This is a genomic window from Sphingomonas leidyi (assembly GCF_011761945.1).
GTDB classification, from domain to species: Bacteria; Pseudomonadota; Alphaproteobacteria; order Sphingomonadales; family Sphingomonadaceae; genus Sphingomonas; species Sphingomonas leidyi.
Genome location: NZ_JAASQV010000001.1, coordinates 198812 through 221514 on the forward strand (window position 1 = coordinate 198812; position 22703 = coordinate 221514).

30 protein-coding genes are annotated in these 22703 nt (G+C 69.0%); 11 read left to right on the top strand and 19 right to left on the bottom strand.

Annotated features, from left to right (window positions below; genetic code table 11):
- Positions 1–34: 34 nt before the first annotated feature.
- A complete protein-coding gene (locus FHR20_RS01010) occupies positions 35–523 on the top strand; it encodes an SspB family protein (RefSeq protein ID WP_167297844.1) in 489 nt (162 codons plus the stop codon).
- Positions 524–561: 38 nt separating this feature from the next.
- Here the strand turns inward: FHR20_RS01010 and FHR20_RS01015 are convergent, their stop codons facing one another.
- Complete coding sequence (locus tag FHR20_RS01015; protein ID WP_167297845.1) at positions 562–1218, bottom strand: PilZ domain-containing protein; 657 nt, start codon at positions 1216–1218, stop codon at positions 562–564.
- Positions 1219–1340: 122 nt separating this feature from the next.
- Here FHR20_RS01015 and fumC point away from each other — a divergent pair, with 122 nt between their 5' ends.
- The 4 genes from fumC to FHR20_RS01035 all read left to right on the top strand — a co-directional run bounded on the left by fumC (position 1341) and on the right by FHR20_RS01035 (position 4393).
- Positions 1341–2729, top strand: coding sequence for a class II fumarate hydratase (gene fumC / locus FHR20_RS01020; RefSeq protein WP_167297846.1), 1389 nt, complete (start codon positions 1341–1343; stop codon positions 2727–2729).
- Between the two features lie 182 nt (positions 2730–2911).
- Positions 2912–3106 (top strand): hypothetical protein, encoded by a 195-nt coding sequence (locus FHR20_RS01025; RefSeq protein ID WP_167297847.1) that lies wholly within the window; start codon positions 2912–2914, stop codon positions 3104–3106.
- Positions 3107–3156: 50 nt separating this feature from the next.
- On the top strand, positions 3157–3807 hold the full coding sequence (gmk, locus tag FHR20_RS01030) for a guanylate kinase (RefSeq protein ID WP_167297848.1): 651 nt from the start codon (positions 3157–3159) through the stop codon (positions 3805–3807).
- Between the two features lie 22 nt (positions 3808–3829).
- Positions 3830–4393 carry a hypothetical protein gene (locus FHR20_RS01035; RefSeq protein WP_167297849.1) on the top strand — a complete coding sequence of 188 codons (564 nt, stop codon included), beginning with the start codon at positions 3830–3832 and terminating at the stop codon, positions 4391–4393.
- Between the two features lie 91 nt (positions 4394–4484).
- On the opposite strand, the gene FHR20_RS01040 is transcribed toward FHR20_RS01035, so the two are convergent.
- The 7 genes from FHR20_RS01040 to FHR20_RS01070 form a co-directional block, all read right to left on the bottom strand.
- Positions 4485–5162: an ATP12 family chaperone protein gene (locus tag FHR20_RS01040; protein ID WP_167297850.1), complete on the bottom strand. Its 678-nt coding sequence runs from the start codon at positions 5160–5162 to the stop codon at positions 4485–4487.
- Positions 5159–5392, bottom strand: a complete 234-nt coding sequence (locus FHR20_RS01045; protein ID WP_167297851.1) for a hypothetical protein — start codon at positions 5390–5392, stop codon at positions 5159–5161. Before FHR20_RS01045 ends, FHR20_RS01040 begins: the two co-directional genes overlap by 4 nt.
- A complete protein-coding gene (locus FHR20_RS01050) occupies positions 5389–6048 on the bottom strand; it encodes an HAD-IA family hydrolase (RefSeq protein WP_167297852.1) in 660 nt (219 codons plus the stop codon). The genes FHR20_RS01045 and FHR20_RS01050 overlap by 4 nt, the downstream gene beginning before the upstream one ends.
- Positions 6045–6647, bottom strand: coding sequence for an FMN-binding negative transcriptional regulator (locus FHR20_RS01055; protein WP_167297853.1), 603 nt, complete (start codon positions 6645–6647; stop codon positions 6045–6047). The genes FHR20_RS01050 and FHR20_RS01055 overlap by 4 nt, the downstream gene beginning before the upstream one ends.
- Positions 6647–7906: an RluA family pseudouridine synthase gene (locus tag FHR20_RS01060; protein WP_167297854.1), complete on the bottom strand. Its 1260-nt coding sequence runs from the start codon at positions 7904–7906 to the stop codon at positions 6647–6649. The genes FHR20_RS01055 and FHR20_RS01060 overlap by 1 nt, the downstream gene beginning before the upstream one ends.
- Positions 7903–8280, bottom strand: a complete 378-nt coding sequence (gene crcB, locus FHR20_RS01065; RefSeq protein ID WP_167297855.1) for a fluoride efflux transporter CrcB — start codon at positions 8278–8280, stop codon at positions 7903–7905. The genes FHR20_RS01060 and crcB overlap by 4 nt, the downstream gene beginning before the upstream one ends.
- A 76-nt stretch (positions 8281–8356) precedes the next feature.
- Positions 8357–9091 (bottom strand): hypothetical protein, encoded by a 735-nt coding sequence (locus FHR20_RS01070; RefSeq protein ID WP_167297856.1) that lies wholly within the window; start codon positions 9089–9091, stop codon positions 8357–8359.
- A gap of 148 nt (positions 9092–9239) precedes the next feature.
- Between FHR20_RS01070 and FHR20_RS01075 the strand changes: the two genes are divergently transcribed.
- Complete coding sequence (locus FHR20_RS01075; protein WP_167297857.1) at positions 9240–9833, top strand: SOUL family heme-binding protein; 594 nt, start codon at positions 9240–9242, stop codon at positions 9831–9833.
- 46 nt (positions 9834–9879) lie between these two features.
- The gene (locus tag FHR20_RS01080) at positions 9880–10101 is read left to right on the top strand and encodes a hypothetical protein (RefSeq protein ID WP_167297858.1); all 222 of its coding nucleotides are present in this window, start codon (positions 9880–9882) and stop codon (positions 10099–10101) included.
- Between the two features lie 72 nt (positions 10102–10173).
- On the opposite strand, the gene FHR20_RS22645 is transcribed toward FHR20_RS01080, so the two are convergent.
- Entirely contained in the window at positions 10174–10695 is a 522-nt protein-coding gene (locus tag FHR20_RS22645) for a glycine zipper 2TM domain-containing protein (protein WP_208413355.1), read from the bottom strand.
- 95 nt (positions 10696–10790) lie between these two features.
- Positions 10791–11615: a class I mannose-6-phosphate isomerase gene (locus FHR20_RS01090; RefSeq protein WP_167297859.1), complete on the bottom strand. Its 825-nt coding sequence runs from the start codon at positions 11613–11615 to the stop codon at positions 10791–10793.
- Positions 11616–11734: 119 nt separating this feature from the next.
- Here FHR20_RS01090 and FHR20_RS01095 point away from each other — a divergent pair, with 119 nt between their 5' ends.
- Complete coding sequence (locus FHR20_RS01095) at positions 11735–12550, top strand: outer membrane protein assembly factor BamD (protein WP_167297860.1); 816 nt, start codon at positions 11735–11737, stop codon at positions 12548–12550.
- A 48-nt stretch (positions 12551–12598) separates the two neighbouring features.
- On the top strand, positions 12599–14260 hold the full coding sequence (gene recN / locus FHR20_RS01100; RefSeq protein WP_167297861.1) for a DNA repair protein RecN: 1662 nt from the start codon (positions 12599–12601) through the stop codon (positions 14258–14260).
- Between the two features lie 31 nt (positions 14261–14291).
- Here recN and FHR20_RS01105 read toward each other — a convergent pair whose 3' ends face one another.
- The gene (locus FHR20_RS01105; protein WP_167297862.1) at positions 14292–14573 is read right to left on the bottom strand and encodes a TM2 domain-containing protein; all 282 of its coding nucleotides are present in this window, start codon (positions 14571–14573) and stop codon (positions 14292–14294) included.
- Positions 14574–14809: 236 nt separating this feature from the next.
- On the opposite strand from FHR20_RS01105, the gene FHR20_RS01110 reads away from it, so the two are divergent.
- Entirely contained in the window at positions 14810–15166 is a 357-nt protein-coding gene (locus tag FHR20_RS01110) for a hypothetical protein (protein WP_167297863.1), read from the top strand.
- Positions 15167–15257: 91 nt separating this feature from the next.
- Here FHR20_RS01110 and FHR20_RS01115 read toward each other — a convergent pair whose 3' ends face one another.
- From FHR20_RS01115 to tgt, 3 genes are all read right to left on the bottom strand, one after another.
- Positions 15258–16295: a cell wall hydrolase gene (locus FHR20_RS01115; protein ID WP_243857092.1), complete on the bottom strand. Its 1038-nt coding sequence runs from the start codon at positions 16293–16295 to the stop codon at positions 15258–15260.
- A gap of 125 nt (positions 16296–16420) precedes the next feature.
- The gene (locus tag FHR20_RS01120; protein ID WP_167297864.1) at positions 16421–16747 is read right to left on the bottom strand and encodes a hypothetical protein; all 327 of its coding nucleotides are present in this window, start codon (positions 16745–16747) and stop codon (positions 16421–16423) included.
- Positions 16748–16776: 29 nt separating this feature from the next.
- Positions 16777–17907, bottom strand: coding sequence for a tRNA guanosine(34) transglycosylase Tgt (gene tgt / locus FHR20_RS01125; RefSeq protein WP_167297865.1), 1131 nt, complete (start codon positions 17905–17907; stop codon positions 16777–16779).
- A gap of 51 nt (positions 17908–17958) precedes the next feature.
- Between tgt and FHR20_RS01130 the strand changes: the two genes are divergently transcribed.
- The gene (locus FHR20_RS01130; RefSeq protein WP_425057369.1) at positions 17959–18270 is read left to right on the top strand and encodes a cupin domain-containing protein; all 312 of its coding nucleotides are present in this window, start codon (positions 17959–17961) and stop codon (positions 18268–18270) included.
- Here FHR20_RS01130 and FHR20_RS01135 read toward each other — a convergent pair.
- From FHR20_RS01135 to FHR20_RS01155, 5 genes are all read right to left on the bottom strand, one after another.
- Complete coding sequence (locus FHR20_RS01135; RefSeq protein ID WP_167297867.1) at positions 18239–19171, bottom strand: bifunctional helix-turn-helix transcriptional regulator/GNAT family N-acetyltransferase; 933 nt, start codon at positions 19169–19171, stop codon at positions 18239–18241. The two genes, FHR20_RS01130 and FHR20_RS01135, sit on opposite strands and share 32 nt — an antisense overlap.
- Before the next feature lie 83 nt (positions 19172–19254).
- Positions 19255–20325 carry a calcium:cation antiporter gene (locus tag FHR20_RS01140; protein ID WP_167297868.1) on the bottom strand — a complete coding sequence of 357 codons (1071 nt, stop codon included), beginning with the start codon at positions 20323–20325 and terminating at the stop codon, positions 19255–19257.
- 150 nt (positions 20326–20475) lie between these two features.
- Complete coding sequence (locus tag FHR20_RS01145) at positions 20476–21126, bottom strand: HAD hydrolase-like protein (RefSeq protein ID WP_167297869.1); 651 nt, start codon at positions 21124–21126, stop codon at positions 20476–20478.
- Complete coding sequence (locus FHR20_RS01150; RefSeq protein WP_167297870.1) at positions 21119–22051, bottom strand: cation diffusion facilitator family transporter; 933 nt, start codon at positions 22049–22051, stop codon at positions 21119–21121. The genes FHR20_RS01145 and FHR20_RS01150 overlap by 8 nt, the downstream gene beginning before the upstream one ends.
- A gap of 42 nt (positions 22052–22093) precedes the next feature.
- Entirely contained in the window at positions 22094–22621 is a 528-nt protein-coding gene (locus FHR20_RS01155) for an EF-hand domain-containing protein (RefSeq protein WP_167297871.1), read from the bottom strand.
- Positions 22622–22703 lie beyond the last annotated feature (82 nt).

Below are 22703 nucleotides of genomic sequence, written 5' to 3' on the forward strand. Positions count from 1 at the left end.
TTGACCGCGCTGCCCGGTGCGCTACCCAAGGGGCATGACCGGCAACGTGCCTGACAGCCTGATTCCCTATGATGAGATCGTGCAGGAAGCCCTGCGCGCCGTGGTCGGCCGCGTGCTGGGCTCGGTCGCCGACTCGGGTGGAAACCTGCCCGGCGGGCATCATTTCTACATCACCTTCAAGACGCACGCGCCGGGGGTCGACATCCCGCAGCGGCTGATCGATCGCTTCCCGGACGAGATGACCATCGTCCTGCAGCATCGATTCTGGGACCTGAAGGTCGACGACAACAGATTCTCGGTGGGCCTGAGCTTCAATCAGGTGCCGGCGATGCTGAACATCCCCTTCTCGGCGATCACCGGCTTCCATGATCCGGCGGTGAATTTCGAGCTGCGCTTCCAGGCGGCCGATGGCGGCGACGAGCCCGAGCCCCAGCATGACGAGGCCGAGAATGACGAGCCGCCGGCCAAGCCGGTCGAGGACGGCTCGAACGTCGTCTCGGTGGACTTCAAGCGGAAGAAATAGGCGCGCGCAGCGCCGGCCGGTGCGTGTCGCGGCCGGTGTCAGCGCATCAGCCGTGCGCGCAATTCCTGCATCGCCACTGCATCCACCGCGGCGGCGGGATCGTCCGCACCCAGGATCGCGCCCAGATGGTCGAGGATCTGGCTGGCGCGATCGAGATTCTGCAGCGACGCCATGTGCGCGGCGATCACGTGCGGATCGTCGATCAGCCGCTCGCCGAGCCGGTCGAGCAATTCCCGGACATGGTAGATCTCCTCGACCAGGCGCGTGCCGAGATTGGCGAGGTCCGGCGCGGCGCCTGCCATGGCCGGTTCGGCGGGGAGTTCGCCGCCGCTGCGCACCGCCTGCTGGATCGCATCGACGCGGGCCTGGCCGCGATGGCCCTGGAAGCTCGCGACGCGATTGCCGGAGACCCATTCGTCGACGGTGATCGCGGTCGTATCGAAGGCGACTCCGCAGCGGCCCTGCGTCTGCCACACCACCCTGCCGCCGACTTCGATCTCCGCGCGCGTGAGCGTCAGCAGGGTTCCGGTGCGGGGAAGGGCCGATCCGTCCACCATCGCCCCGCCCTCGGAGAGATTGCGGATGCGCACGGGCACCCTTAGCCCGTCCGCCTCGATCGTGGCGGCGAGCAACAGGTTCTTGCGCGGCTGGCGTTCTTTCGCCGCGCGGGCAGCCATGGACGCATCGACGTACATGATTCGCTTTTAGCCGGCCAAAAACGCACTCTTGGTTAACGCCTCCGCAAAATCCCTGAGCGCTGGAATCGCGGCCGCCCAGGGGCTAGGGGAGCGCGGAACGGACAAGAGGACCAGCCAGCGTGACCACCCGTACCGAAACCGATTCGATCGGCGCCATCGAAGTTCCCGCCAACGCCTATTGGGGCGCGCAGACCCAGCGCTCGATCGAGAATTTCCCGTTCGGCGAGATGGAGCGGATGCCGCTCGGCATCGTCCATGCCCAGGCGATCGTGAAGCAGGCCGCGGCGCGCGTGAACGTGAAGCACGGGCTCGACCCGAAGATCGCCGCAGTGATCGACCAGGTCGCGCAGGAGATCGTCGACGGCAAGCTCGACGACCAGTTCCCGCTGGTGATCTGGCAGACCGGTTCGGGCACCCAGACCAACATGAACGTCAACGAAGTGATCGCGGGCCGCGCCAACGAGATCCTGACCGGCACGCGCGGCGGCAAGTCGCCGATCCACCCGAACGACCACGTCAACATGGCGCAGTCGTCGAACGATTCGTTCCCGACCGCGCTGCACATCGCCGCCGCCCGCGCGGTGACGCTGAAGCTCTACCCGGCGCTCGACCGGCTGCACGCTTCGATCGAGGCCAAGGTCAAGGCCTGGGATCACATCGTCAAGATCGGCCGCACGCACCTGCAGGATGCGACGCCGCTGACGCTGGGCCAGGAATTCTCGGGCTATGCCGCGATGCTGGAGTCGGCCAGGGCGCGCTTCGCCTCGGTGCTCGATCTCGACATCTTCAAGCTGGCGCTGGGCGGCACCGCCGTCGGCACCGGGCTCAACGCCCCTCCGGGCTATGCCGAGGACGTGGCGGCCGAGATCGCCAGGATCACCGGCCTGCCCTTCGTCTCCGCGCCCAACAAGTTCGAGGCGCTGGCAACCAAGGACCAGCTGGTCAACCTGTCGGGCACCTGCAACACGCTGGCCGTTTCGCTGACCAAGATCGCCAACGACATCCGCCTGCTCGGCAGCGGCCCGCGCTCGGGCCTGGGCGAGCTCGACCTGCCGGCCAACGAGCCGGGCAGCTCGATCATGCCGGGCAAGGTCAACCCGACCCAGAGCGAATCGCTGACGATGGTCGCGGCGCAGGTGATCGGCAACCACATGGCGGTCACCGTCGGCGGCATGCAGGGCCATTTCGAGCTGAACGTGTTCAAGCCGCTGATCGGCTCGAACGTGCTGCGCTCGATCGAGCTGATGTCGGTCGGCATGGTGAGCTTCGCCGAGCGCGCGGTGGACGGCGCCAAGGCGAACGAGGCGCGGATCAAGGAGCTGGTCGATCGCTCGCTGATGCTGGTGACTGCGCTGGCGCCGGCGATCGGCTATGACAACGCCGCCAAGATCGCCAAGAACGCGCACGAGAAGGGGCTGACGCTCAAGGAGAGCGGGCTGGCGCTGGGTCTCGTCGACGAGGCGACGTTCGACCAATATGTGCGGCCCGAGACGATGATCGGGCGGTGAGCCTGCTTCCCCTCCCCGGAAGGGAGGGGGCGAGGGGCGAGTAGAGGCCCGGCGATGCGGAGTCGTATCGCCGGGCCTTTTGCGTATCGCGCGCATTCCACCCGCGCCTCGCCCCTCATCGGGGAGGGGAACTTAGTTTGCTTTCAATCGCTTGCTCCCGCGTAACCACCAAGGGAGCGTATATGATCGGGGACGTGATCGCAGGCTGGATCGGCAACCGCATCGACCGCGCGGACGGCGAGGGCGGGGCGCTGGGCGCCGTTGCCGGGGTGCTTGCCTGGAAGGCGGCGAAGAAGATCGTGCCCGCCGCGATCGTGCTCGGCGCCGCCGCCTATGGCGCCCACCGGATATCGCAACGGATGCGCACCCCGGCCTGAGTCGACTCGCATGACTTGACGCGGATGGGACTCCCAAGCCAAAGGCGCCCATGCCCCATCGCACCGAGACCGACCCGCACGGATTCAAGCGCCGCGGTGTGCTGTTCGTGCTTTCCTCGCCCTCGGGCGCCGGCAAGTCGACGATCGCACGCAAGCTGCTCGCCGCCGACGACCATCTCCAGATGTCCGTCTCGTACACCACCCGCGCGATGCGCCCGGGGGAGCAGGACGGCGTCGACTATAATTTCGTCGATCTCGAGAAATTCCGCGAGATGGTCGCGAACCATGAGTTCCTCGAATGGGCGCATGTGTTCGATCATCGCTACGGCACGCCGCGCGCGCATGTCGAGGCGATCCTCGATTCGGGTCGCGACGTGCTGTTCGACATCGACTGGCAGGGCGCCCAGCAGCTCTTCCAGCTGGCGGGGGGCGATGTGGTCCGCGTCTTCATCCTGCCGCCGTCGTTCAAGGAACTGCACCAGCGGCTGATCAACCGCGCCACCGATACCACCGAAGTGATCGACGCCCGCATGGCGCGCGCCGCCAACGAAGTGAGCCATTGGGACGGCTATGACTATGTGCTGGTCAATGACGATGCCGACCAATGCTATCGCTCGGTCCACACCATCCTGAACGCCGAGCGGCTGAAGCGCTCGCGCCAGACGGGCTTGATCGGATACATCCGCGGGTTGATGAAGTAATCTCCCAACAGGGGAGATATCGATGACAAGACTGTTCCTCGGCGGCGCGCTCGGCGGGCTGGCCATGTGGCTGGTGGGCTTCATCTTCTGGGGAACGCCCCTCAGCCTGCTCGCGCTTTCCCAGACCGATGCGGCGACGACGGCTGCGGTGCAGGCGGCGCTCGCCCAGCATCTGGGGCCGCTCGGCAGCGGTGCCTATCCGATCCCCTGGGCGGGCACGCCCCAGGGCACCCAGCTCTATGGCCAGGGGCCGACGGCGCTGGTGATGTTCAACACCGGCGGCTTCGCGATGCCGGACAGCGGCGCGCTGATCGGCGGGCTGGTGCTGGCGATCGTGTGTGCGCTGCTGGCGGGGTTCGCGCTGCGTACGGTGGCGCACGGGCATGATTTCGCAAGGCGGCTCAGGCTGGTGGCGATCGTGGCACTGGCGGTGACTGCCTATTCCGATCTCGGCCAGCCGATCTTCAATCACGCGCCCTGGGGCTATTTCCTCTATCTCTGGGTGAGCGACGTCGCGAGCTGGATCGCGGCGGGCGCGGTGCTCGCCTGGGCGCTGCCGCGGCCGGCCGGAGCATCCGGCGCCTGACCTGGCTCTGCGGTGCGGGTGGTCACGGTGTGACGGATCCTCGGCATTCCGCCCTGCCCTGAATCCTCCTCCCCGCAAGGGAGGGGGATTCCTAAAGCAATCCCAGGAACCGCACCCCCGCATCGAAATCCGCCCGGCGCGCATCGCGAGCCTGCACGGCGAGCGGGTCCTCGCCCCATTGCTCGGCCTGCCACAGCTCGTCGACATGCGCGGCCTGCCACAGCGTCTCGGCACCCGCCGCGCCTTCGAGCAGGGCCAGCGCACCGACCAGCGTGCCGCTCACCGTCACCACCGGCGAGAGGCCGGCGAGGTGAAAGGCGTCGAGCGCATATACGGCTTCGGCCAGTCGCGCGACGGTCGCTTCGGGCTGGGCCCTGTGCATCACCCCGGTCGCCGTCTCGAAATGCACATCGTAGCGGTTGCGCGCCCAGTCGAGCAGCGGATCCCAGGCTTCGGCCTGGCGCACGACCAGCGGCTCGGGGCCGTCGGCGCGGTAATAGAGCAGGTCGCTCTCGCCATAGGCGGCGAGGCCCCGGGCGAAGGGCGCGGAATCCGGCGAGATCTTGTCGATCGCGGCATTGGCGAGCCCGGTGAGCTTCATCGCGCGCGGATCGATCGTCTCGCCCACGGCGCGCCATTCGTCCGCCACCGCCGCTGCCAGCGCCGGGGTGGGCAGGGCGAGGGGCGCGCGATCGGGCGTGCGCACCGGCTTGCCGTCGAGCGCCACCTGGCCGTCCTCGACGGTGACTTCCTTCCAGAAGCGCTTCATGCCTCGGGCGTCGCCTCCACGGGAGTCTTCCAGCGGCGCGCGAGGAAGCGCGGCACCACCGCCATGAAATAGAGCGACGACAACAGGATCGCGCCGCCGAACACGGTGACTCCGTAATGCTGCGCGCGGCCGGCGACCAGCAGCCCGATCACGGCGCCGGCGGTACCGAGCATGTTGACCGCGACGATGATGTAGTAGCGCTTCATCGCCAGGCGTTCGGCGTCTGTCATAGCGTCTCCAGATGCGCGAAGAGCTGGCCGGCATGATCGGCGACGTGGTGCGCGCCGGCGCCGAGCAGCTCCCCGGACGTGTGGTATCCCCATAGCACACCAAGGGCATGGGTGCCAGCGGCGCGCGCCATCGCCATGTCGAAGCTGGTGTCGCCGATCATCGCCGTGGTCTCCGGCGCGGCGCCGGCTTCGGCGATGGCGCGTTCGAGCATCGCGGGATGCGGCTTGGAGGGGTGGCGATCGGCGGTCTGCAACGTGACGAAGCGCTGGCGGATGCCGTGATGCTCGAGGATCAGGCCCAGCCCGCGGTCCGACTTGCCGGTGGCGACGCCGAGCAGCCAGCCGGCGTCGTCGAGCGCCGCGATCGTCTCCAATATGCCGTCGTAGAGCGGTTCGGGATCGAGCGCGTTGGAGGCGCGCATCGCGAAGAAGGCGCGCTTGTATTCGGCTGCCATCGCTTCGTGCAGATCGGCACCGGCCTCGGGCAGGAGGCGGGCGATCGCCGGCACCAGGCTGAGCCCGACAATGCGGCGGATGTCGCTGCGATCCGGCGGATCGAGCCGGTGCGCGGCGAAGGTGGCTTCCATCGCCCGGCAGATGTTCGCTTGCGAATCGACCAGCGTGCCGTCGCAATCGAATACGGCGAGACGGTTCACTTCGCCCCCCGCATCAGCGCGGCGATCCGGTCGCTGCCCCGCGCCGCCAGCGCGTCGGCGGCGGCCAGGCGGGCGGCGTCGGGCTTGTTCTGGCCAAGCTTGCGGGTGCCGCGCCAGGCCCGGATCTCCAGCCGATAGCCGATGATCGCAGTGAGCAGCTTGGCGGTCCGGGCGGGATCGACCTTGGCCAGCGTCCATTCGGGCTTTGGCGCGAGGCGGCGTTCCTGTTCATGGCTGATCGCATCGAGGATCGCGACCAGCCCGTCCTCGTCGGTGCGGGTCACCTGGCCTTCGAGCTCGACCGCGACATAGTTCCAGGTCGGCACTTCATCCGGGCCGGCGCCGTACCAGTCCGGGCTCACATAGGCGTCCAGCCCCTGCAGGTTGAACAGCGCGGTGGCACCGTCCAGATGGCGGGCGAGGCCGTTGCCGCGCGCAAGGTGGAAGCCGAGCGTGTCGTCGCCCAGCCACACCACCGGCACATGCGCCACGCGCGGCCCGTCGGGCGTCGCGGCGAAGAGCGCGCCGAAGCCGATGTCGCGGACGAGGTCGCGGATCGCCGGGCGATCCTCCCAGCGAAAGGCCGGGTGCGGATGCATCAGCGGCTCCGCGGCGCGCGGGGCTTGTCGCCGCCGGCGCGCGGGCCGGGCCGGGCGCCGCGCGGCGCAGGCTTGCGGGCCGCCGGCTTGCCGCCCGGCTTGGCGGCGGGCGACTTGCGCGTGCTCGGCTTGCCGCCGCTGCGAGGCGCGGGCTTGTCGCCGCTAGGGCCTTCGCCGCGGCCGCGCCGTTCGCCGCGGCGCTCCTTGCGGACCGTCTTGGCATGGGCCCGCGCATTGGCCTTTTGCTGCTCCTTGGTGAGCGGGGCGGGGCCGTCGTCGAGCTGCAGCGCGTCGCCTTCGGCTTCCTCGAAGCCCAGCGTGGCGAGCGATTCGGCGAAGTGATGCGGCAGTGCGGCGCGCACGTCGATCTTTTCGCCATCGGGATGGTCGACACGGATGCGGCGCGCATGGAGGTGCATCTTGCGGCTGATGCCGCCGGTCAGGAACGCCTCGGGCCCGCCATATTTGCCGTCGCCGACGATGGGGAAGCCGATCGCCGCCATGTGGACGCGCAGCTGGTGGGTGCGCCCGGTGAAGGGCTGGAGCTCGACCCAGGCGGCGCGGTTGCCGGCGCGGCCGATCACGCGGTAGCGCGAGCGGCTGGGCTGGCCTTCCTTCTCGTCGACCTGCATCTTCTCGCCGCCGGTGCCCGGCTGCTTGCCGATCGGCAGGTCGATGATGCCGTCCTCGATGCTGGGCACGCCGACCACGAGCGCCCAATAGACTTTCCGCGCGGTGCGGCTGGAAAAGTTCTTCGAGAAGGCCGCCGCGGCGCGGGCGGTGCGGGCGACGAGCAGCGCGCCCGACGTGTCCTTGTCCAGCCGGTGGACGAGCTTGGGCCGGCCCTCCGCTTCGAACTGGAGCGCGTCGAGCAGGCCGTCGACATGCTCGGTGGTCTTGGTGCCGCCCTGAGTGGCGAGGCCCGGCGGCTTGTTGAGCACCAGCGCCGCGTCGTCGCGGTGGATCACCAGGCTGCGGGCGAAGTCGATCTGCTCGTCGCTGAGCTTGATGCGCTCGCGCTTCGGGCGGCCGGGCTTTTCGGGCTTGGCCGGCTCGGCGGGAGGCACGCGGATCACCTGGCCCTCGCTGACATGGTCGCCCGGCTTGGCGCGCGCGCCGTCGACGCGCAGCTGGCCGGTGCGGGCCCAGCGCGAGACGGTGTTGAAGCTGGTGTCCGGCATGTGCCGCTTGAACCAGCGATCGAGCCGGATGCCGTCGTCATCGGCCTTGACCAGGAATTGGCGGACGGCATCGCTCATGGCAGAACCCTCAAAACTACGAGCCCGGCGAACAGGGCGAACATCGAACCGATCACCGAGACGAGCGCATAGGCGAAGCCCGATCCCCAATCGCCGCGCTGGACCATGTTCATCAGGTCGAGCGTGAAGGCCGAGAAAGTGGTGAAGCCGCCCAGCACGCCGACGCCGATCAGCAGGCGCCATTGCTCGCCGCCATGGCCGATCCGCGCCAGCGTGCCGACGAGCGTGCCCATCAGGAACCCGCCGATCAGGTTCACGGCGAGCGTGCCCCAGGGATAGTTGGGCCCGAGCCAGCCGAGCGTGAGCTTGCCGGTGAGATAGCGCGCACCGGAACCGAAGGCGCCGCCGAGCATGACGAGGAGAAGGGCAGGCATCCCGAGCGGTTAGCGCGGAATGGCGGTCAGGGGAACCTTGGTAATTCCTCTCCCCGCGGGCGACGGGTTCCGGGGATCAGATCCCGTTGTTCGCCACCATGTCGATATCGGTGCCGCCGTCCGGCCGCCTGGTCAGGAACAGCACATAGGCGCTGCCGTCCTTGTCGCGCGTGCCGCCCAGGATATGCTCCTGGCCGTCGACCTGATGCTCGCTGGTGTAGCCGCCGCGGATCGCCTTGGTGTAATACCAGTCGAGCATCACCTGCATCGGCTGCGGCGAGGAGAAGCTCACCACGCGCAGCTGGCATTTGCCGGCGGTACTGCCCGCCGCCTCGGTCACGCGCGCCTGCGGATAGAGCGGCAGGTCGCGGGGCAGGCGCTGCGCCCAGGCCGCGGCATAGTGCAGCGAGGCGGCGCACTGGCTGGACTTCGGATCCTTCTGGCGCGCGGCGAGGCCGCCGAGCGTCACTGCCTCGCGCGCGGCGGTGCACTGGGTGCATTCCTTGGTCGCCTGGGTCGGGGCCGGAGTCTTGAGCAGCGGCCCGTTGTCGACCTTGCTGCTGTTCGCCGCGACATTGTCGTTCGGCACGCCGCCCGAATAGGGCTGGCCCGGCGGGCGGATCGCGTCGCCATTGGCCTGGCGGCCGAGTTGCGGGTCGACCATGATCTGGTCCTGCAGCGCGCTGGCCAGCGCCGGATCGGCCGCGTTGCCGCTCTCCGTCTCGGCGACGTCGCCCAGGCTCCCGCGGCTGCCGCACCCCGCCAGCGCGAGGGGCAAGGCAAGCATCAGGAAATACTGTCGGCGGACCATCTCGAACGCTCCTTTGGGCCGTTTTCATGCCCGAGGAAGGTTAAGGAAGCCTTGGCCAAGGCGAATTCCGGCCGGTCTCCGGGGCGACGGCAAGCGGAACTCCGGCCGCCCATATGCGTATCTGCACGAGCGATCAGATGGGGTTTTCATGCAGCTCAATGCGAAGATGGTCGGTGCCGGCGTCGCCGCCGCGGTTGCCGCCGGTGTGGGATATGCGCTGCTCTTCAGGCCCGAGGACGAGGCCGCGTTCAGCACCGTCACGCGCGAGGGCGCGTTCAGCGTGCGCGACTATCCCCGGCTGATCGTCGCCGAGGCGGTGGTGCCGGGGCTTCGCCAGGCGGCGCTCTCCGTCGGCTTCACCCGGCTCGCCGACTATGTGTTCGGCAGGGGGCGCGCGGGCGGGCGGCTGCCGATGACGGTGCCGGTGCTGTCCGACGGCGACGAGGACGGGCGCGGCTGGCGCACGCGCTTCGTGATGCCCGCCGATGCGAGCCTCGAGACGCTGCCCGATCCGTCCGCCGGGGTGCGGCTGCGCGCGCTTCCGGCCCGGCGGATCGCCGCGCTGCGCTTCACCGGCGTGGACAGTGACGGCCAGCTCGACGCGCATGAGGCGGAACTGCGCGCCTGGATCGGCGACATGGGCTTCCGCCCCGCCGGGCCGGTCGAGCATGCCTTCTACAATTCGCCCTTCACGCCCGCGCGCCTCAAGCGCATCGAGGTGCTGATCCCGCTCGTGGCGTAACTGTTATATATTGATAACACACCTTGGATGGGATATAGCGGCGGCCATGCTGAACCTGCTCTCGATCCTCGTCGGTATCATCGCCCTGCCGCTCATGCTGATCGGGCTGATCCCGTTCCTCGGCTTGCTCAACTACATGGTGGTCCCGGTCGCGGTGGTCGGCATCGCGCTGGGTGCGCTGTCCGATTCCAATGCCGGGCGGAACCTCAACATCGTCGTCGCGATCGTCGGCATCGTCCGCCTCTGGCTGGGCGGCTTCATCTTCTGATCCGCGCCGTTCGCGGATGAGAAAGGGGCCCGGCGTTTCCGCCGGACCCCTCTCTGCCTGCGTGGCAAGCCCTTAGCGGCAGCGAACCTCGCCGCGATCGACCGACGAGCCCAGCGCCGCGCCCGCGGCCGCGCCGAGCAGTGTGCCCAGCGTGGCGTTGCGGCCGTCCGACAGCGCGTTGCCGAGCAGGCCGCCCGCGACGCCGCCCACGATCAGGCCGGTCGTGCCGTCCGAGCGGCGGCAATAATAGCGGCCGTCATTGCCGCGATAGATGCGGTCGTTCCGGGTCAGGCGGCGTTCGCGATAATAGCGGCCGTCGCGATAATAGTCCGACGGATTGTAATAGCGCTCGCCCGGGGGCAGGCGGTTATAGTCATAGTTGCGATAGCGGCGCCAATCGCTGCGCCACTGGCGGTCGTCGCGACGGTCCCGGCGATCGTAGCGGTCGCGATTGCGGTCGCGGTCGCGCCAGTCCTGCGGAGCGGCTGCGGTCACGGCCGCGATCGCGAGCGGCGCATTGGCGATGGGGGCTGCGGCAACAGGCGTCGCGGCAAGGCCCGCGCCGGCGATCGCAACTGCAAGAAGGATACGCATGGGAGTTCTCCTTATGGTTCCTGCCGTCCAACGTACCGCAAGAAGGCGAGTTGCGTGAACGGGAAACTACCCCCCGTTCATCGCATGGCCATGCTTCAGAGACGTGTCTCGCCCGGATAGGCGAAAAGCAGGTCGCTGCCCGCCTCGGCGTGGAGGCTGGCGCTGCCCTGGAGCGTCACGCACTCGCCGGCGCGGAAGGCCACGCCGTCGACCACGCCTTCGCCGCGCAGCGGGATCAGCCAGCCGGTGACGCCTTCGGGCAGGCTCAGCATGCGCGGACCGCCTTCCCAGCGCTCGAGCACGAATTTCGGCCCCTCGACCAGTATCTCCCGGCCGTCCGCGACGCGCCCCGGCATCGGATGCGGCGTGTAGGGGACGGGATCGGAGACGGCGATGCCCTGGTCGAGATGGAGCTCGCGGGGGCGCCCATAATCGTAGAGTCGATAGGTGGTCTCGCTGTTCTGCTGCACTTCGACCAGCGTGATCCCCGCGCCGATCGCATGGATCGTGCCCGAACCCGAATAGAAGAAATCGCCCGCCTTGACCGGCTTCCAGTCGAGCAGATCCTCGATCGAGCCGTCGAGCGCGGCGGCGCGCAGGGTCTCGCGGTCGACGGGCCGCTTCGTGCCCAGCGCGATCGTCGAATCGGGTTCGGCGTCGAGGATCACCCAGCATTCGTCCTTGCCGCGCGGCAGCCCGGCGGCGCGCGCCTGCGCGTCGTCCGGATGGACCTGGACCGACAGTTTCTCGCTGGTGAAGAGATATTTGATCAGCAGGTCGGGCGCGCTGTCGCCCGGCGTCTGGAACCAGATCTCGCCCACCGGCTCGCCGTCCGCCGCGGGATCGGCGAAGCCCGGCCACAGGCGATGGCGGCCCCAGGGTTTGTCGACGCGGTGTGTGGCGAGCAAGGTGGCGGTCACGAATTTCCTCCCGAATCAGCGCTCGCTAGCGCAACGCGCGGCGCCTGTCGCGGGTCCGCCGCAATCCCGCCGCGAAAAGGATTGTTTGACGCCACTGGACCGGGCTAAGACCCCCACCCATGCGTACTCCCACCACCCGCGCGCTTGCGCTCGCTCTTCTCCCGGTTCTCGCGCTCTCGATGGCCGGTTGCGCCAAGAAGGGCGGCGGCAAGGATCTTCCCTATGTCGCGCGCGACGTCGGCACGCTCTATTCCACGGCCAAGCAGAAGCTCGACCAGCATCAGTACAAGCTGGCCGCGGCGCTGTTCGACGAAGTCGAGCGCCAGCATCCCTATTCGGTCTGGGCCCGCCGTGCGCAGCTGATGGGCGCGTTCAGCTATTATCTGAACCGCGACTATACCGAATCCATTTCGTCGGCGCAGCGCTTCCTCGCCGTCCACCCGGGCAACCGCGACGCACCCTATGCCTATTATCTGATCGGCCTGTGCTATTACGAGCAGATCAGCGACGTGCAGCGCGACCAGAAGATCACCCAGCAGGCACTCGATTCGCTGGGCGAGCTGACCCGCCGCTATCCGAACACCAAATATGCCGCCGATGCGCGCCTGAAGATCGACCTCGTCCGCGACCACCTGGCGGGCAAGGAGATGGAGATCGGCCGCTTCTACGAGACGCGTGGCCAGTGGCTCTCGGCGACGCTGCGCTTCCGCACCGTGGTCGACCAGTATCAGATGACCACGCACGTGCCGGAGGCACTGATGCGCCTCACCGAATCCTATCTCGCGCTCGGCGTGCCGGAAGAGGCGGAGAAGGCGGCGGCCGTGCTCGGCGCCAACTATCCGGGCACCGACTGGTACAACCATGCCTATAAGCTGATGCAGGAGAACCAGGGCAAGCTGAAGCAGGCCCAGGTGGTAGCCAAGCCCGCGAGCTGATGCTCGGGGCTTTCGTTCCTGTTAAGTTCCTGCGATAGGGGCAGGCGCATGCTGACTGCGCTGGCCATTCGCGACGTCGTCTTGATCGAGGCGCTCGACCTGGAGTTCGGGGCCGGGCTGGGCGTGCTCACCGGCGAGACCGGGGCCGGCAAGTCGATCCTGCTCGATGCGCTGGGGCTGGCGCTGGGCGCGCGCGGCGAGACCGGGCTGGTGCGCCAGGGCGCGGCGCAGGCAGTGGTGACCGCGACCTTCGAAGTGCCGGCGCGGGACGGCGAAGTCGCCAACCTCTTCCATCAGAACGGGCTGGAGCTGGAGCCGGGCGAGCCGTTGATCGTCCGGCGCATCGTCAAGGCCGATGGCGGCAGCCGTGCCTTTCTCAACGACCAGCCGGCCTCCGCCGGCCTGCTGCGCGAGCTGGCGCCGCATCTGGTGGAGATCCACGGCCAGCATGACGATCGCGGCATGCTCAATCCGCGCGGTCACCGGGCGCTGCTCGACGCCTTCGGGCGCTGCGATCCCGGCCCGGCGGCGATCGCGCACAAGGCCTGGCGCGATGCCGAGGCGGCGCTGGCGGTGGCGCGGGCCGAGCAGGACCTGGCCGAACGCGACCGCGAATGGCTGGAACATGCCGTCGCCGAACTGAAGGCGCTCGCACCCGGGGCGGGCGAGGAGGAAGTGCTCGCCGAGCGCCGCGCCGCCATGCAGCGCGGCGAGAAGGTCGCGGGCGAGCTGCAGGGCATCGCCGAACTGCTCGACGGCTCGGAAGGGGGGCTGAGCCAGCTCCGCCAGGCGGCGCGCGTGCTGGAGCGGATCGCCGGCGATCACGCGGCGCTTGCCGAAGCGCTTGCCGCGATCGACCGCGCGATCGGCGAGGCGGCCGAGGCGCAGGATCGGGTGGACATGGCGGCCGAGGCGCTGGCCTTCGATCCCGCCGTGCTGGAGGCGGACGAGGCGCGGCTGTTCGAGCTGCGCGGACTGGCGCGCAAGCATCGGGTACAGCCCGACGACCTGCCGGTGCTGCTGGAGGAACTGGCAGGCCGGTTGGAGCGGGTCGAGAGCGGCGGAGCGGGGATCGCGAAGCTCGAAGCCGTGGTCGCCGACGCGCATCGGGCCTATGCCGATGCGGCGAAATCGCTGTCCGCGCTGCGGGCGATGGCCGCCGCCCGGCTCGATGCCGCGGTGGCGACGGAGCTCAAGCCCCTGAAGCTCGATGCCGCGCGTTTCCGCACCGTGGTCGAGCCGCAGGGCGAGGCCGGCTGGTCGTCCTTCGGCATGGACAGAGTCGAGTTCGAAGTCTCGACCAACCCGGGCGCGCCGTTCGCGCCGCTGGTCAAGATCGCTTCGGGCGGCGAACTGTCGCGCTTCATCCTGGCGATGAAGGTGGCGCTGGCCGAGGAGGGCGGGGCGCGGACGCTGATCTTCGACGAGATCGATCGCGGGGTTGGCGGCGCGGTGGCGAGTGCCATTGGCGAGCGGCTGGCCCGGCTGGCGGATACGGCACAGCTGCTGGTGGTGACGCACAGCCCGCAGGTGGCGGCGCGCGGCGCTCGCCATCTGCTGATCGCCAAGAGCCATGACGGGACGGTCACGCGCACCGGAGTCACGCCGCTCGATGCGGCCGCGCGCCGCGAGGAGATCGCGCGCATGCTCTCCGGCGCGGAGATCACCGACGAGGCGCGGGCACAGGCCGAGCGGCTGATCGCGGCCTAGCTGATCTGCTTCCGGACTGCCGCCCGGGGCTTCAGCCGCGCGCGAGCGCGCGCATCATGTCGCGGCGAATCTCGTCCTGGCGCGTGTGGATCATGCCGGGGATCAGCAGCGCGTCGATCAGCACCCAGATGAAGCCGATCAGCACGAAATAGGACAGGATCTGCAGGATCGCCGAGACCGGCCTGCCCAGATAGAAGCGGTGGGCGCTGACGAACCAGAGGAACAGCCAGAGCAGATAGGCCACCACCACGCTCGGTGCGTCGTTGGTCACGCGCTGTTCGACCAGCGTCAGTTCGGCAATCGAGAGCGCCATCTGCTTCCTCTTCGTCTCCAGCCGCGAATCTAGGGGCGCAGCAACCTGCGTCAATCGATTCCACCGACCCTCCGGTCGTCGCGCCGCAGCGGCGTCCTCCCGAAGATGAACGGAACCTCCGCGCGCACGACAGCTTGCGACACAAATGCACGGGGATGGGGACAAGCATGCGACAGCCGCCACCCATACCGGTTTCAGGCCGCAGGGGCGGCCCAGTTCAAAAAGAGGAGCGTAAAATGAATAAGTTGACCCTGATGCTGGCCGGTCTCGGCATCGCCGCTTCGGCCGTTCCGATGACCGCCGCGATGGCCGCGCCGCATCCGGCGCCCGCCTATCAGGCGTGGCAGTCGATCAACGGCCGCCAGGCGAACCTCGAGGCCCGCATCAACCAGGGCGTGCGCTCGGGCCAGCTCAGCCGCAGCGAGGCGGCCCGCCTCCGCGCCGAGTTCAACAGCCTGGCCCGGCTCGAGGCCCAATATCGCCGCTCGCGCCCGGGCCTGACGCTCGCCGAGCGCCGCGATCTCGATCGCCGCTTCGATGCCCTTTCGGCGCGCATCCGCGTCCAGAAGCACGATCGCGAGCGTCGCTGGTAAGCACCAAGGGTTCCCCCTCCCCGATCCCCCGGGGGGGGGAGCCTGACGGGGACGGGCTCTGCCGCGAGGCGGGGCCCGTTGCCATATCCGGTCAGCGTAGCGGCTTGCCGCTGTCCTTCCATTTGTCGAGAATCTGCGATTCGCCATCGTCCGCCGGCGTGGCGGCGGGCTGGGGCCGGGGCGCATAGCCGCCGATCGGCGTGCCGCTCTGGGCATAGGCCGGCTGGATGGTCTCGCGCGGCGTCGCGGCCGTCGCGGCGGTCTTGCCGGCGACCGCGGGCATCGGCACCGGCATCGGCACCACGGGCGCGATCAACGCCGCCAGGTCGGTCCGTACATGCGGCTCGGGCAGTGGCTCGCCGCCGCGATAGGCCTGGCGGAAGGCGGCGGCGGTGCCCCACCAGCCCTTCCAGCGGTGGAAGAAATGTGCGCCGAACACGCCGGTCATCACCAGGCCGCGGTTCCATACGGGCGTGACGGCATAGGTGTGGTAATGCGTCGCCATTCCCACCGGTGCGAACACCTGGCCGGCAAGCGCGGCGGCGGCGACGCGGGCGGCGCGATCCCAGGCTGCGCGGGAGGGGGCGCGGTCCATCGCGCCGTCACAGGCGAAGCTGAACTGGCAGCCGCGCTTCTCCGATCCCTGGAACACCACGCCGCACACGGTGGCGGGAAAGGCCGGATGGCGCACCCGGTTGAGGATAACCTGCGCCACGGCGCGCTGCCCGTCCGCCGGCTCGTTCGCCGCTTCATAGTAGATCGCGGTGGTCAGGCACTGGAGCGCGCGCGCCCTGTCCACGCCGCTGCCGGCGAGGTGGAAGGGCAGTGCGGGCTGGATGGATCCGTCGACCGGCCCCTCCGTCGCGTCCGCGGGAATCGGCATGTCGGGAAGCCTGGCGGTGCCGGTGGTGCCGGCGCCTACCGCGGCATCCTCGTCGACGGCATAATAGAGCGCGGCGCCGGGGAAATGGTCTTCGGCCTCATAGCCGGTCGCGATCGGCCTGGGCTCGGCCTTGGGCTTGCTTGCCGGCGCCAGCGCCTGGGCGGAGAAGCCGGCGCCGATCAGCGACGCGACGAGCGCCGCCGCGATCCCGCGTGCCTGCATCTTCGAGAAACGCTGCCAGAACAAAGTCGCGCCTACCCCGCCCGGGCCTGTCGCCCGCGTGCGGCAATAGCCGATTTCAACAGCCCTCGCGCCCCCGGATTTCCCCGCGTCCCAAGGCGAAACACTTGATGGTAAAGGTAATTTTTACCCTAGTGCCCGCCGCCCGTCATGCGGGGCAGGAGCAGCAGGATCACGACCAGATTGACCGCCATCCCGGCGATCAGCAGCGGCTCGACCGGCTTGCTCGGCACCAGATAGCCCGCAAGCGCGACCGAGAAGACGCCGAACGCATAGGCATTGGCGGCGACCAGGGCCGGCGCTGCGCCCCTGTTCGGGATCAGCGCGGCAAGCACCATCACCGCGCCCACGGCAAGGTCGGGCACCTTGAACAGCGTGCTGGTCATCTGGCCGCCCAGCACGCGCCACGCAGTGAAGCCCCCGACGAGCAGCGAGAGCAGGCGAAGTGCAAGCAGCATGTAAGTCCCCTCTTTCGTCGCGATCCGCTCTAGTCCCGCCCGCCATGATAGGAAGCGCGGAAGCCATTGGCGAATTCGGTCAGCCGCCCTTCGCCGATCGCGGCGCGCAAGTCCTGCATCAGCACCTGGTAGAACCAGATATTGTGCTCGGTCATCAGCATCGCCCCGAGAATCTCGCCCGCGCGAACGAGATGGTGGAGATAGGCGCGGCTCCAGGTGGCGCAGACGGGGCAGGGGCATTCGGGATCGAGCGGCCCCTGATCCTCGGCGAACCTGGCGTTGCGGATGTTGATCGGGCCGGTGCGCGTGAAGGCCTGGCCGGTGCGGCCGGAGCGGGTGGGCAGCACGCAATCGAACATGTCGATCCCGCGCTCGACGGCGCCGACGATGTCGTCGGGCTTGCCGACGCCCATCAGGTAGCGGGGCTTGGCGGCGTCGAGCTGGCCCGGCGCGAAATCGAGCACGCCGAACATCGCTTCCTGGCCCTCGCCCACTGCCAGGCCGCCCACCGCATAGCCATCGAACCCCACGTCGAGCAGCGCATCCGCCGAGGCCTTGCGCAGCCCCTCGTCGAGCGCGCCCTGCTGGATGCCGAAGATCGCATTGTGCGCGGCATGGTCCTCGGCGGCGAAGAAGGCGTCGCGGCTGCGCTTCGCCCAGCGCATCGATCGCTCCATCGCCGCGGCCTGCACTTCGCGGGTGGAGGTGGTGGGGACCAGTTCGTCGAAGGCCATGGTGATCGAACTGCCCAGCAGCCGCTGGATCTCGATCGAACGCTCGGGGCTCAGCATGTGGCGCGAGCCGTCGAGGTGCGACTTGAAGGCGACGCCCTCTTCGCTGCGGGTGGTCAGGTCCGCCAGGCTCATCACCTGATAGCCGCCCGAATCGGTCAGGATCGGTCGATCCCAGCCCATGAACCCGTGCAGGCCGCCCAGCCGCGCGACGCGCTCGGCGCCGGGCCGCAGCATCAGGTGATAGGTGTTGCCGAGGATGATGTCCGCGCCCGCGGCGCGGACGTCGGCGGGCTTCATCGCCTTGACGGTGGCGGCGGTGCCGACGGGCATGAAGGCGGGCGTGCGGATCTCGCCGCGCGGCATCGCGATGGTGCCAAGGCGCGCCTTGCCGTCGGTGGCGTGGATGGTGAACTCGAAACGGGGCATGCGCGAGCCCTTGCCTCCTTTGGCAGGGGAGCGCAACGGCGGGGGATGACCGTGAACCTTCTCGCCGACCTGCCCGATGCCGGCGCAGGCGAAGCCTTCACCGAGCTGCTGCGCCGCCCGGGCATCCGCATCGAGCGCATCGTCTCGCAGGGACAGGCGACTCCGCAGGACGCGCCCATGGTGCAGGACCGGGACGAATGGGTGCTGCTGCTCGAGGGCGCGGCCGGGCTGCGTATCGAGGGGGAAGACGCGCTGACGCTGCGTCCGGGCGATCATCTGCTGATCGCCGCGGGGCAGCGCCACTGGGTGACCTGGACCGCCGGGGATCGCGCTACGGTCTGGCTGGCGGTGCATCTCGGCTGAGGTCGAGCGACCAGGTCTCGCCCATCACCGGCTCGCCGAACATGGTATGGGCGGCGCTGTCGACCAGTTCGAAGCCCTGCGCCGCATAGATGCGCCGGGCGCTCGCGAGGATGGTGTGCGTCCACAGGTCGAGCCGCGCATAGCCCGCGGCGCGCGCGAACTCGACACAGTGGCGCACCAGCGCATCGCCGATGCCGAGCCCCCGCGCATGGCCCTCGACATAGAGGAGGCGCAGCTTGGCAATGTCCCCGCCGCCATCGGCAAGCATCACCGATCCGAGCATTTCGCCCCCGCGTTCGGCGACCCAGCATTGCTCGCGCCCCGGCCGGAAATCGCGCAGGAAGCCGGTGGTGACATCGTTCAGCAGCAGCTCCATCGGCCGCTCCCAGCCATAATGCTCGGCATAAAAGACCGCCTGACGGCTGGCGATCGCGCCCATGTCGCCGGTACGGAGCGTGCGGACGGTCCAGTTGCCCGCGCCGCCCTCGATCAGCGCGCGCGCGGCGGCGAGGTGATGGCCGAGGAGCGGACCGCCGCCAGGGCCCAGCGATTCGAGCTGGCGCCGGCTGTGCGCGCGCGTGGCCGTGTCGAGCGCATCGAATGCCGCCCGGCCGGCGGGGAGCAGGGCGATCGGGCGCCGGCGCGCATCCTCCGCCCCGCGCGCCCGGGCAACCCAGCCGCGCTCCTCGAAGCGCTTGACCGCGCGGCTGACATAGCCGGCGTCGAGCCCGAGCACTTCCTGCAGCTCGATCGCGAGCACCGGCTGGCGGCCGGCGATCTCATAGAGGAGCCGCGCTTCGGCAACGCCCAGCTCGCTGTCCATGTAGCGCGGCGCGAGCACCGCGGCGAAGCGGGTGTGCACCCGGTTGAAGGCGCGGAATTGTTCGATGGCCTGTTCCATGCCGCGAGATTGCACGGATATAATTGATTGAGTCAAGTATATCCGTGCAGGACCTCTTTCCGGTGCGATCGGCCCATGGGGGGTCAGGGCACCAGGGTGGTGAAGACGAACACGCCGAAGATGACGAGGTGCACCACGCCCTGCAGCACCGTCGTCCGCGCGGTGGCAAGCGACTGGGTGGTCACCAGCAGCGTCAGCGAGAGCAGGACGATGCCGCGCGAATCGAGGCCCAGCGCCAGCGGCAGGCCCTGCGACAGCGACAGCACGGCCACGGCCGGGATGGTGAGGCCGATGGTCGCCAGCGCCGAGCCGAGCGCGAGGTTGAGGCTGGTCTGCAGCCGATTGGCCATCGCCGCGCGCACCGCCGCCACGCTTTCCGGCAGCAGGACCAGCGCCGCGATCACCACGCCCACCACTGCGTGCGGGGCGCCGGCCGCGGCGACGCCGTCCTCGATCGCAGGCGCGAGCGCCTTGGCGACCAGCACCACTTCGACGAGGCAGGCGACGAGCAGCACGCCCGACAGCAGCGTCTGGCGCCCGCTAGGCGGCGGGGCGTGCGCCTCCAGGTCGGCGGCTTCCTCGTTGGGCGGGAGGAAATAATCCCGGTGCCGCACCGTCTGCACGGCGACGAAGGTCAGGTAGAGCAGCAGCGAGACGATCGCGACGAAGGCGAGCTGCGACGGCGCATAGAAGGGGCCGGCCGAAGCGGCGAAATTGGGCAGCACCAGCGTTAGTACGGTCAGCGTGCACAGCGTCGCGAGCGAGGCGCTGACGCCGACCTGCTGGAAGCTCTGCTCGCGGTGGCGCAGCGCGCCGAGCAGGATGAACGCGCCGACCAGCCCGTTCAGGATGATCATCACCGCCGAGAAGACCGTGTCCCGCGCCAGTGTCTCCGCACCCGATTTGCCCTGGAGCATCAGCGTGAGGATCAGGCCCACCTCGATCACCGTCACCGCCAGCGCGAGCAGGAAGGTGCCGAAGGGCTCGCCCACCTTGTGCGCGATCAGCTCGGCATGATGGACCGCGGCCAGCACGGTGATGATCAGCACCAGGCCGAGCAGCAGCGGCGGTATGTCGACCACGCCGCCGAAGAGCACGCTGGCCGCGCCCGCGAAGGGCGGAAGCCAGATCCAGGTCCAACGCAGTCGTTCCATGCCCGTCACTCTACAGACAGGGGCGGCGAGTTCAACGACGACGGGGCGGCGCCTGGCGGTTCGGCGGACGATTTGAGGAAAGATTTCCGGCTCGGCCTTCATCCAGCGCCCGGCGGCGGGGAAAATGGGCGAAGGGCGAGTTGGCGCGTCCTATGAACGATGCGCAGCGAGATAGTCGACGATGTCCTGCGGCGTGCGGAACATCACGTCGGGGCGCATCGCGACGAGCAGTTCCTCGGCGGCATAGCCCCACAGCACCGAGCCCGCGCGCATGCCCACTTCGCGCGCCGCGTCGATGTCGCGCGTCTCGTCGCCGATTGAGAGCACTTCGTGCGCCTTCATGCCCATCTTCTTGAGCACGCGGCGGAACTTGGGCGCCTTGCCGAACAGCGAGGAGCCGCAGGCGAAGCAATCGATCCGGGCGGCATGCACCGGGCCCAGGATCTTGCGGGCATTGGCCTCGGCGTTCGACGTGACGAGGGCGATCTTCACCCCGGTTGCGGCAAGCTGTTCGAGCAGGTCGGGCGTGCCCGGGAACAGCTCGATCTCATGCGTGTTGCGGCCGACCAGCCGGCGCAGGTAGCGGGCGATCAGCGGCAGCTTCCACTTCGGGATGCCAAGGAACTCGATCACTTCGCGCGAGCTCTTGTGGCGCAGCATGTCCACCTCGTCCGGCTGGACGGTGCGGAACCGGAACCGCTTCGCCAGCTCGTCGACGACCGAGAGGAACCAGTCGCCGCTGTCGGAGAGCGTGCCGTCGAAATCGAAGATCACCAGCCGGATGGGCGCGGCATCACTCATGCGCGTGTCCATTCCCATGCATGCGACATTCCGCCCCATCCCCCAATTCGATCTGGACGGTCGTATGATCGATCCGGAAGTCATGCGCCAGCCGATGTTGCAGTGCGATCAGGAACGCATCGCCCGGATGGCCTTCCGGCATCACCAGATGCGCGGTCAGCGCCGCTTCGGTGGTGCTCATCGGCCAGATGTGGAGGTCATGGACGCGGCTCACGCCGGGCAGGTCCGCCAGCGCCGCCTCCACCGCCGCCGAATCGATGCCCTTGGGCACTGCCTGCAGCGCCATGGTGAGCGATTCGGTGAACAGCCCCCAGGTGCTCCACAGGATGACGACGACGATGAGGAGGCTGACCACCGGGTCGATCCATTCGGCGCCGGTGAGCAGCATCAGCGCGGCCCCGACCACCACCCCCGCCGAGACCGCGGCGTCGGCCGCCATGTGGAGATAGGCGCCGCGGATGTTGACGTCGCCCTTGCGCCCGCGGGCGAAGAGCAGGGCAGTCGACAGGTTGATGACGATGCCGGCGCCGGCGACGATCATCACCGTCAGCCCGGGCACTTCGCGTGGTTCCGAAAGGCGCTGGATCGCCTCCAGCAGGATCGCGCCCACCGCGACGAACAGCAGCACCGCGTTGGCCAGCGCGGCGAGGATCGAGGAGCCGCGCAGGCCATAGGTGAAGCGCGGCGAGGCCGGGCGCTTGGCGAGCTCGGCGCCGCCCCAGGCGATCAGCAGCCCGAGCACGTCCGACAGATTGTGTCCGGCATCCGCCAGCAGCGCCATCGAATGGGTCAGGAAGCCGGCCCCGCCTTCGACGATGACGAAGCCGAGGTTCAATACCGTGCCGATGGCGAAGGCGCGCCCGAAGTCCGCGGGCGCATGGCTATGGCCATTATGGCTGTGGTTATGGTCGTGATGCGCGGCCATCGTTTCGCTCTTAGCTCCGTCCCGGCATGTGATGCTAGGACATCAATTCGGGCTGCGGCCCTTCTTGCCCCGGCCCATGCCCGGACCCATCATCACCTGCGGGCGGATGGTGACCAGTTCCTTGCGCTCGATCACGCCATTCCTGTCCGCATCGAAGCGCTTGAAGAGCAGGTCGAAGCGCTCCGCGAGCTCGGCGAAGCTCACCTTGTTGTCGCCGTCGCGATCGACTTCGAAGGGGCTGGGCACGGTGTTGCGATCGCCCATCCAGCGCTCCTGCCAGTCCGAATAGGCGATATAGCCCAGCCAGCCCTGGTGCCGGGTATCGACGGCGTCGAAGCTGCGCTTGAGCCCCGCATCGAATTCGGCGCGCGTCACCTTGCCGTCGCCGTCGGCGTCGAAGGCGGCGATCATCATCGCCACCGGTTCGACGATCACGGTGAAGGCGGGCTGCTGGGGCGTGCTGCTGCCGATCGGGCCGGCGCTGCTGCCCTCGGGCGCGGGGATGCGCGTCCGCTCCTGCGCGAAGGCGGGAGTCGCGGCGACAAGCGCGAGGGCGAACAACGAGCGCATGGGGATCCTTCCGATTCGCGGCGAAGAGGACCCTGCCGCGTGCGCACCCAAGCCGCAATCTGTGGCGAAGGTGGGGCGAGGG